This window comes from Parasynechococcus marenigrum WH 8102 (genome assembly GCF_000195975.1).
GTDB classification, from domain to species: Bacteria; Cyanobacteriota; Cyanobacteriia; order PCC-6307; family Cyanobiaceae; genus Parasynechococcus; species Parasynechococcus marisnigri.
Genome location: NC_005070.1, coordinates 913,169 through 925,252 on the forward strand (window position 1 = coordinate 913,169; position 12,084 = coordinate 925,252).

The 12,084-nt window shown below is 44.1% G+C and carries 1 protein-coding gene (running past one end of the window); it reads left to right on the top strand.

The genetic code is table 11. The features are described from left to right. Positions 1–12,084, top strand: partial view of a SwmB domain-containing protein gene (locus tag TX72_RS13810; RefSeq protein WP_158305720.1) — the start only. The gene runs 20,262 nt beyond the window's last position; the window shows 12,084 of its 32,346 coding nt (coding positions 1–12,084); it begins with the start codon at positions 1–3; the stop codon falls past the right edge of the window.

Below are 12,084 nucleotides of genomic sequence, written 5' to 3' on the forward strand. Positions count from 1 at the left end.
ATGGATGATCTCCTGAAGCGCCAGAACGGAGGTGGGCAGGGCGGTTTCGACCCCAATAGCTCTGATGGCGGTGACCTCAACGGTGGTGACGGTCTCCATCCGAGGCCGGGGGAATCGGATGTCGGCAGTGGTTTGGAGCTCGACAGGAGTCTGCAGCGTGTGGCGGCTCACGAGGCTTGGCTGAACGAGCAGAGCCAGCTGCCGGTTGAAAACTGGCTGCAGATCCGTGGTGGCAAATCAATAGCCCTTGAAAATTTTGGCGTAAACAATAATACAACGAACGAATTCACAAGAGATTTTGAGAAAAGTCTGATAGTTGTCGATCAGCGCTCAATTGATTTGGAAGATTACAGTCGAAACTTGCCACCTGAAACTGATATCTTAGTTCTCAATCCGAACACCAGCGGTGCAAATCAAATCAGAGAATTTCTAATTGGTGATAATGCTGCCGACTACAGCAATATATCCATAATAGGTTGCAGGGATGATTTTCATAATGCATGCCTTGGTTCAGACGTGTTATCAGTCGAAGACTTGTCTAAACAGATTTATTTGTTTCAGCAAGAGAATTTAATTGATACTTCTGTAAACCTCAGGTTATTCACCGCAGAAAATCTAGTAGTAAATGTTACACAATCTCCTTCTCAGTCGGCGAGCACTGAACTATTAAGTAGAGCTATTAATATAATTTCAAGCTCATTTGATAGCGGCCGCTTTCAGGAATCTTTAAATCATGCATATTCAGCTTCAAAACATTCATATGTATTAGATAGAGCCTATCAATTAATTAATGGTACAAGTGCACCATCTATTGAATTGGTTGACTTTGGAAAAGCTGAAATAAAAGGAGCTTACCTAAGTGGTCAAGATAGGATTTTGGTCGATTCCAGTCTTCGCAATGCTAATACTTTGCTAGACAGGGTTTTGATTGAGGAAATTGGTCACTGGCTAGATGAATCTCATGGCGCCGATAGCAAAGGTGATGAAGGTGATATCTTTGCAACATCGTTATTAGGCGGAAATCCTACATCCTCATCTCGTATTGATAATGTCAAACGTCAGATATTGTCTCTTAATGGTCATTTTTATTATGCTGAATTTGCTAACTTTGGTGTTGACACACTTAGCTCTTCCTCGGAAGTGCAAAGTGCTGGTTCAAGCATTATCCTTGCCCCAGAGTCTGGATATTCATTTAGAGATGTAATTTCAGACCATAGTGTTAGTGGAGCGAATGTTGCTTCGCAATTTAGTGTTTTTGTAAATGGCGGAGCCTCGATATCTCCAACCGGGGCTTCGTTTAGTAGTGGGTCACTTCTTTTGACTGGTATTTCCCCAGTCATCGAACAAAATGACTACGTTACGATTTCATACTCTCCTTCTGGTACATCAACATTTAATTTAGTTGATAGCTCAAATCCTGGTTCAGATACTGTCCCAGCATTTTCTGACTTGCCGATTGACAACAATTCAACAAAGGATATAACAGCTGGTTATGTTGACTTTGGTTCTAGTACTACAGCAGTTGCGACCAATGGAGCAACAATCGTACTGAAGTTTAACGAAGCGTTAGCAGACATTACCAACGATGCAAATACCAGAAATCAGTTTGCAGTACTGACTAACGGAGCAGCAAATGCTGTAACCGGAATAGCACTTGGTGGAAGTAATAAGGAAGTGACGTTGACGCTGACGAATACGGTAGAGGACGGCGATGAAGTCACTGTTGCCTACACGAAGGATACTGGCAATAGTGTTCAGCTTGAGGACCGCCATACAGATGCAACTGATATCGACAACTTTAGTGCGACTTCTATTACCAATAATTCAACCAAGGATTTAACAGCTGGGACCGTTGACTTTGGTTCTAGTACTACAGCGGTTGCGACCAATGGAGCAACAATCGTACTGAAGTTTACTGAGGCGCTGGCAGACATTACCAATGATGCAAATACCAGAAATCAGTTTGCAGTACTGACTAATGGAGCAGCAAATGCTGTAACCGGAATAGCACTTGGCGGAAGTAATAAGGAAGTGACATTGACGCTAACGAATACGGTAGAGGACGGCGATGAAGTCACTGTTGCCTACACGAAGGATACTGGCAATAGTGTTCAGCTTGAGGACCGCCATACAGATGCGACTGATATCGACAACTTTAGTGCGACTTCTGTTACCAATAATTCGACCAAGGATATTACTGGTGCGGTTATTGATTTCGGAGCATCTACAACAGCAGTTGCTACGAATGGTGCCACATTAGTACTGACATTCCCTGAGGAATTGGCTGACATCAGTGATGGAGCGGATGTGCGTGCACAATTTGCCGTTTTAACGAATGGAGCTGCTAATGCTGTTACTGGTGTATCGCTAGGAGGAAGTAATAAGCAAGTCACCTTGACTTTGACGAATGTCGTTGAAGATGAAGATGAGGTGACGGTTGCTTATACGGCAAATGGTGCTAATGCGTTGAAGGATCGACACGCAGACGCGACGAATATTGCTAATTGGAATGCGACTTCAATTACAAACAATTCAACAAAGGATACAACAGCTGGTTATGTTGACTTTGGTTCTAGTACTACAGCAGTTGCGACCAATGGAGCAACAATCGTACTGAAGTTTAACGAAGCGTTAGCAGACATTACCAACGATGCAAATACCAGAAATCAGTTTGCAGTACTGACTAACGGAGCAGCAAATGCTGTAACCGGAATAGCACTTGGTGGAAGTAATAAGGAAGTGACGTTGACGCTGACGAATACGGTAGAGGACGGCGATGAAGTCACTGTTGCCTACACGAAGGATACTGGCAATAGTGTTCAGCTTGAGGACCGCCATACAGATGCAACTGATATCGACAACTTTAGTGCGACTTCTATTACCAATAATTCAACCAAGGATTTAACAGCTGGAACCGTTGACTTTGGTTCTAGTACTACAGCGGTTGCGACCAATGGAGCAACAATTGTACTGAAGTTTACTGAGGCGCTGGCAGACATTACCAATGATGCAAATACCAGAAATCAGTTTGCAGTACTGACTAATGGAGCAGCAAATGCTGTAACTGGAATAGCACTTGGCGGAAGTAATAAGGAAGTGACATTGACGCTAACGAATACGGTAGAGGACGGCGATGAAGTCACTGTTGCCTACACGAAGGATACTGGCAATAGTGTTCAGCTTGAGGACCGCCATACAGATGCGACTGATATCGACAACTTTAGTGCGACTTCTGTTACCAACAATTCGACCAAGGATATTACTGGTGCGGTTATTGATTTCGGAGCATCTACAACAGCAGTTGCTACGAATGGTGCCACATTAGTACTGACATTCCCTGAGGAATTGGCTGACATCAGTGATGGAGCGGATGTGCGTGCACAATTTGCCGTTTTAACGAATGGAGCTGCTAATGCTGTTACTGGTGTATCGCTAGGAGGAAGTAATAAGCAAGTCACCTTGACTTTGACGAATGTCGTTGAAGATGAAGATGAGGTGACGGTTGCTTATACGGCAAATGGTGCTAATGCGTTGAAGGATCGACACGCAGACGCGACGAATATTGCTAATTGGAATGCGACTTCAATTACAAACAATTCAACAAAGGATACAACAGCTGGTTATGTTGACTTTGGTTCTAGTACTACAGCAGTTGCGACCAATGGAGCAACAATCGTACTGAAGTTTAACGAAGCGTTAGCAGACATTACCAACGATGCAAATACCAGAAATCAGTTTGCAGTACTGACTAACGGAGCAGCAAATGCTGTAACCGGAATAGCACTTGGTGGAAGTAATAAGGAAGTGACGTTGACGCTGACGAATACGGTAGAGGACGGCGATGAAGTCACTGTTGCCTACACGAAGGATACTGGCAATAGTGTTCAGCTTGAGGACCGCCATACAGATGCAACTGATATCGACAACTTTAGTGCGACTTCTATTACCAATAATTCAACCAAGGATTTAACAGCTGGGACCGTTGACTTTGGTTCTAGTACTACAGCGGTTGCGACCAATGGAGCAACAATCGTACTGAAGTTTACTGAGGCGCTGGCAGACATTACCAATGATGCAAATACCAGAAATCAGTTTGCAGTACTGACTAATGGAGCAGCAAATGCTGTAACCGGAATAGCACTTGGCGGAAGTAATAAGGAAGTGACATTGACGCTAACGAATACGGTAGAGGACGGCGATGAAGTCACTGTTGCCTACACGAAGGATACTGGCAATAGTGTTCAGCTTGAGGACCGCCATACAGATGCGACTGATATCGACAACTTTAGTGCGACTTCTGTTACCAATAATTCGACCAAGGATATTACTGGTGCGGTTATTGATTTCGGAGCATCTACAACAGCAGTTGCTACGAATGGTGCCACATTAGTACTGACATTCCCTGAGGAATTGGCTGACATCAGTGATGGAGCGGATGTGCGTGCACAATTTGCCGTTTTAACGAATGGAGCTGCTAATGCTGTTACTGGTGTATCGCTAGGAGGAAGTAATAAGCAAGTCACCTTGACTTTGACGAATGTCGTTGAAGATGAAGATGAGGTGACGGTTGCTTATACGGCAAATGGTGCTAATGCGTTGAAGGATCGACACGCAGACGCGACGAATATTGCTAATTGGAATGCGACTTCAATTACAAACAATTCAACAAAGGATACAACAGCTGGTTATGTTGACTTTGGTTCTAGTACTACAGCAGTTGCGACCAATGGAGCAACAATCGTACTGAAGTTTAACGAAGCGTTAGCAGACATTACCAACGATGCAAATACCAGAAATCAGTTTGCAGTACTGACTAACGGAGCAGCAAATGCTGTAACCGGAATAGCACTTGGTGGAAGTAATAAGGAAGTGACGTTGACGCTGACGAATACGGTAGAGGACGGCGATGAAGTCACTGTTGCCTACACGAAGGATACTGGCAATAGTGTTCAGCTTGAGGACCGCCATACAGATGCGACTGATATCGACAACTTTAGTGCGACTTCTGTTACCAACAATTCAACCAAGGATTTAACAGCTGGAACCGTTGACTTTGGTTCTAGTACTACAGCGGTTGCGACCAATGGAGCAACAATTGTACTGAAGTTTACTGAGGCACTGGCAGACATTACCAATGATGCAAATACCAGAAATCAGTTTGCAGTACTGACTAATGGAACAGCAAATGCTGTAACCGGAATAGCACTTGGCGGAAGTAATAAGGAAGTGACGTTGACGTTAACGAATACGGTAGAGGACGGCGATGAAGTCACTGTTGCCTACACGAAGGATACTGTCAATAGCGTTCAGCTTGAGGACCGCCATACAGATGCGACTGATATCGACAACTTTAGTGCAACTGCTGTTACCAATAATTCGACCAAGGATATTACTGGTGCCGTCGTCGATTGGGCGGCTGCAACTACCGCAGTAGCTACCGATGGTGCCACATTAGTACTGACATTCCCTGAGGAATTGGCTGACATCAGTGATGGAGCGGATGTGCGTGCACAATTTGCCGTTTTAACGAATGGAGCTGCTAATGCTGTTACTGGTGTATCGCTAGGAGGAAGTAATAAGCAAGTCACCTTGACTTTGACGAATGTCGTTGAAGATGAAGATGAGGTGACGGTTGCTTATACGGCAAATGGTGCTAATGCGTTGAAGGATCGACACGCAGACGCGACGAATATTGCTAATTTTAATGCTATTAGCATAACCAATAATTCAACCAAGGATTTAACAGCTGGAACCGTTGACTTTGGTTCTAGTACTACAGCTGTTGCGACCAATGGAGCAACAATTGTACTGAAGTTTAATGAAGCGTTGGCTGACATTACCAATAATGCCAATACCAGAAGTCAGTTTGCTGTTCTTGTTAATGGCGCTACTAATAACGTTACTTCAATTTCCCTTGGCGATTCTAATACGGCGATTACGTTGACTTTGGCGACTGCTGTTGAGGACGGCGATGAAGTCACTGTTGCCTACACGAAGGATACTGGCAATAGTGTTCAGCTTGAGGACCGCCACACAGATGCAACTGATATCGACAACTTTAGTGCGACTGCTATCACTAATAACTCAACGCAGACACTATCAGCCCCAAATCCTCTATTTGGATCAACTTCTACAGCTGTAGCCTCTGCTGGTAATTTGTTGGTATTAAAGTTTGCTGGGCAGCTTGCAGATGTGACTAACGATGCAAATACTCGTAATCAATTTTCTGTTACCACCAATGGCGTTGCTAACACAGTTACAGGTATTTCGTTGGGTGGCAGTAATACTGAGATTACTCTTACACTAACTCAAGTTATTGAGGATAATGACGAGGTTACTCTTTCATATACCAAGGATTCTGTTAATAATGTAGAACTGGCTGGCCGAACAGCTGGCTCAGCACAAGTGAGCGATTTTCTAAGTACTGCTATCACCAACAATTCAACAAAGGATACAACAGCTGGTTATGTTGACTTTGGTTCTAGTACTACAGCAGTTGCGACCAATGGAGCAACAATCGTACTGAAGTTTAACGAAGCGTTAGCAGACATTACCAACGATGCAAATACCAGAAATCAGTTTGCAGTACTGACTAACGGAGCAGCAAATGCTGTAACCGGAATAGCACTTGGTGGAAGTAATAAGGAAGTGACGTTGACGCTGACGAATACGGTAGAGGACGGCGATGAAGTCACTGTTGCCTACACGAAGGATACTGGCAATAGTGTTCAGCTTGAGGACCGCCATACAGATGCAACTGATATCGACAACTTTAGTGCGACTTCTATTACCAATAATTCAACCAAGGATTTAACAGCTGGGACCGTTGACTTTGGTTCTAGTACTACAGCGGTTGCGACCAATGGAGCAACAATCGTACTGAAGTTTACTGAGGCGCTGGCAGACATTACCAATGATGCAAATACCAGAAATCAGTTTGCAGTACTGACTAATGGAGCAGCAAATGCTGTAACCGGAATAGCACTTGGCGGAAGTAATAAGGAAGTGACATTGACGCTAACGAATACGGTAGAGGACGGCGATGAAGTCACTGTTGCCTACACGAAGGATACTGGCAATAGTGTTCAGCTTGAGGACCGCCATACAGATGCGACTGATATCGACAACTTTAGTGCGACTTCTGTTACCAATAATTCGACCAAGGATATTACTGGTGCGGTTATTGATTTCGGAGCATCTACAACAGCAGTTGCTACGAATGGTGCCACATTAGTACTGACATTCCCTGAGGAATTGGCTGACATCAGTGATGGAGCGGATGTGCGTGCACAATTTGCCGTTTTAACGAATGGAGCTGCTAATGCTGTTACTGGTGTATCGCTAGGAGGAAGTAATAAGCAAGTCACCTTGACTTTGACGAATGTCGTTGAAGATGAAGATGAGGTGACGGTTGCTTATACGGCAAATGGTGCTAATGCGTTGAAGGATCGACACGCAGACGCGACGAATATTGCTAATTGGAATGCGACTTCAATTACAAACAATTCAACAAAGGATACAACAGCTGGTTATGTTGACTTTGGTTCTAGTACTACAGCAGTTGCGACCAATGGAGCAACAATCGTACTGAAGTTTAACGAAGCGTTAGCAGACATTACCAACGATGCAAATACCAGAAATCAGTTTGCAGTACTGACTAACGGAGCAGCAAATGCTGTAACCGGAATAGCACTTGGTGGAAGTAATAAGGAAGTGACGTTGACGCTGACGAATACGGTAGAGGACGGCGATGAAGTCACTGTTGCCTACACGAAGGATACTGGCAATAGTGTTCAGCTTGAGGACCGCCATACAGATGCAACTGATATCGACAACTTTAGTGCGACTTCTATTACCAATAATTCAACCAAGGATTTAACAGCTGGAACCGTTGACTTTGGTTCTAGTACTACAGCGGTTGCGACCAATGGAGCAACAATCGTACTGAAGTTTACTGAGGCGCTGGCAGACATTACCAATGATGCAAATACCAGAAATCAGTTTGCAGTACTGACTAATGGAGCAGCAAATGCTGTAACCGGAATAGCACTTGGCGGAAGTAATAAGGAAGTGACATTGACGCTAACGAATACGGTAGAGGACGGCGATGAAGTCACTGTTGCCTACACGAAGGATACTGGCAATAGTGTTCAGCTTGAGGACCGCCATACAGATGCGACTGATATCGACAACTTTAGTGCGACTTCTGTTACCAACAATTCGACCAAGGATATTACTGGTGCGGTTATTGATTTCGGAGCATCTACAACAGCAGTTGCTACGAATGGTGCCACATTAGTACTGACATTCCCTGAGGAATTGGCTGACATCAGTGATGGAGCGGATGTGCGTGCACAATTTGCCGTTTTAACGAATGGAGCTGCTAATGCTGTTACTGGTGTATCGCTAGGAGGAAGTAATAAGCAAGTCACCTTGACTTTGACGAATGTCGTTGAAGATGAAGATGAGGTGACGGTTGCTTATACGGCAAATGGTGCTAATGCGTTGAAGGATCGACACGCAGACGCGACGAATATTGCTAATTGGAATGCGACTTCAATTACAAACAATTCAACAAAGGATACAACAGCTGGTTATGTTGACTTTGGTTCTAGTACTACAGCAGTTGCGACCAATGGAGCAACAATCGTACTGAAGTTTAACGAAGCGTTAGCAGACATTACCAACGATGCAAATACCAGAAATCAGTTTGCAGTACTGACTAACGGAGCAGCAAATGCTGTAACCGGAATAGCACTTGGTGGAAGTAATAAGGAAGTGACGTTGACGCTGACGAATACGGTAGAGGACGGCGATGAAGTCACTGTTGCCTACACGAAGGATACTGGCAATAGTGTTCAGCTTGAGGACCGCCATACAGATGCAACTGATATCGACAACTTTAGTGCGACTTCTATTACCAATAATTCAACCAAGGATTTAACAGCTGGGACCGTTGACTTTGGTTCTAGTACTACAGCGGTTGCGACCAATGGAGCAACAATCGTACTGAAGTTTACTGAGGCGCTGGCAGACATTACCAATGATGCAAATACCAGAAATCAGTTTGCAGTACTGACTAATGGAGCAGCAAATGCTGTAACCGGAATAGCACTTGGCGGAAGTAATAAGGAAGTGACATTGACGCTAACGAATACGGTAGAGGACGGCGATGAAGTCACTGTTGCCTACACGAAGGATACTGGCAATAGTGTTCAGCTTGAGGACCGCCATACAGATGCGACTGATATCGACAACTTTAGTGCGACTTCTGTTACCAATAATTCGACCAAGGATATTACTGGTGCGGTTATTGATTTCGGAGCATCTACAACAGCAGTTGCTACGAATGGTGCCACATTAGTACTGACATTCCCTGAGGAATTGGCTGACATCAGTGATGGAGCGGATGTGCGTGCACAATTTGCCGTTTTAACGAATGGAGCTGCTAATGCTGTTACTGGTGTATCGCTAGGAGGAAGTAATAAGCAAGTCACCTTGACTTTGACGAATGTCGTTGAAGATGAAGATGAGGTGACGGTTGCTTATACGGCAAATGGTGCTAATGCGTTGAAGGATCGACACGCAGACGCGACGAATATTGCTAATTGGAATGCGACTTCAATTACAAACAATTCAACAAAGGATACAACAGCTGGTTATGTTGACTTTGGTTCTAGTACTACAGCAGTTGCGACCAATGGAGCAACAATCGTACTGAAGTTTAACGAAGCGTTAGCAGACATTACCAACGATGCAAATACCAGAAATCAGTTTGCAGTACTGACTAACGGAGCAGCAAATGCTGTAACCGGAATAGCACTTGGTGGAAGTAATAAGGAAGTGACGTTGACGCTGACGAATACGGTAGAGGACGGCGATGAAGTCACTGTTGCCTACACGAAGGATACTGGCAATAGTGTTCAGCTTGAGGACCGCCATACAGATGCAACTGATATCGACAACTTTAGTGCGACTTCTATTACCAATAATTCAACCAAGGATTTAACAGCTGGGACCGTTGACTTTGGTTCTAGTACTACAGCGGTTGCGACCAATGGAGCAACAATCGTACTGAAGTTTACTGAGGCGCTGGCAGACATTACCAATGACGCAAATACCAGAAATCAGTTTGCAGTACTGACTAATGGAGCAGCAAATGCTGTAACCGGAATAGCACTTGGCGGAAGTAATAAGGAAGTGACATTGACGCTAACGAATACGGTAGAGGACGGCGATGAAGTCACTGTTGCCTACACGAAGGATACTGGCAATAGTGTTCAGCTTGAGGACCGCCATACAGATGCGACTGATATCGACAACTTTAGTGCGACTTCTGTTACCAATAATTCGACCAAGGATATTACTGGTGCGGTTATTGATTTCGGAGCATCTACAACAGCAGTTGCTACGAATGGTGCCACATTAGTACTGACATTCCCTGAGGAATTGGCTGACATCAGTGATGGAGCGGATGTGCGTGCACAATTTGCCGTTTTAACGAATGGAGCTGCTAATGCTGTTACTGGTGTATCGCTAGGAGGAAGTAATAAGCAAGTCACCTTGACTTTGACGAATGTCGTTGAAGATGAAGATGAGGTGACGGTTGCTTATACGGCAAATGGTGCTAATGCGTTGAAGGATCGACACGCAGACGCGACGAATATTGCTAATTGGAATGCGACTTCAATTACAAACAATTCAACAAAGGATACAACAGCTGGTTATGTTGACTTTGGTTCTAGTACTACAGCAGTTGCGACCAATGGAGCAACAATCGTACTGAAGTTTAACGAAGCGTTAGCAGACATTACCAACGATGCAAATACCAGAAATCAGTTTGCAGTACTGACTAACGGAGCAGCAAATGCTGTAACCGGAATAGCACTTGGTGGAAGTAATAAGGAAGTGACGTTGACGCTGACGAATACGGTAGAGGACGGCGATGAAGTCACTGTTGCCTACACGAAGGATACTGGCAATAGTGTTCAGCTTGAGGACCGCCATACAGATGCAACTGATATCGACAACTTTAGTGCGACTTCTATTACCAATAATTCAACCAAGGATTTAACAGCTGGGACCGTTGATCTTCGCTCTAGTACTACAGCGGTTGCGACCAATGGAGCAACAATCGTCCTGAAGTTTACTGAGGCGCTGGCAGACATTACCAATGATGCAAATACCAGAAATCAATTTGCTGTTACTGTTGACGGCTCAACAAATACTGTTACAGGTATAGCACTTGGAGGAAGTAATCAAGAAGTTACTTTAACACTTACCAATGCTATTAAGGATGGAGCTGAGGTTTTTGTTGCCTACACGAAGGATACTGTCAATAGCGTTCAGCTTGAGGACCGCCATACAGATGCTTCCGATATTTTAGATTTTACTTATTCCATCAATAATTCATCTACCGTTGACAGTACCATTCCTGTAGCTGTCGCTGATACTTCTTCAGTTGAAGTTGGAGGTTCTGTTGTCTTCGATGGTACTTCGGGTAATCAACCGATATTAATTACCAATGATACTGATAATGTTGGTGTTACTGGTATTGGAGCAGTTGACGGGGTTTCATTTACTTCACTTACAAATTCTGACCATGGGACTTATTCCGGTGCTGCTGGGTATAAAAAAGTTGTTGGCACATTTGGTACTCTCTACATTAAGTCGAATGGTGTCGCTGCCTATATACACACGGGTACAAGGGCCACTGATACTGATGTTTTTATTTATACGGCAACCGATCTCCAGGGGAATGAGTCAATTCCAATTAAGTTGACAATTAATGCACAAGATACTACAGCCCCGTCTAAATCTGATACCATTACTGAAAGTGTTAATGAAGGTTCAACATCTTCGAATCTTCAGCTTTTAAGTATTTTTTCTGACAATTCTTCTACTTTTAGTGTCACGAATATAAAGGTTGGCTCTGGTTCGACAGTTGTTCTGCCTTCTGCAGAGACAACCGGCCAATATATTGGGTTCTCTAAGGTTACTTCCACTCAAGGTGATCTTTATCTCAAGGCTGATGGAACAGCTTTCTATGTGCATGGTGGATCGGACATTGTAGGAACTGGCACC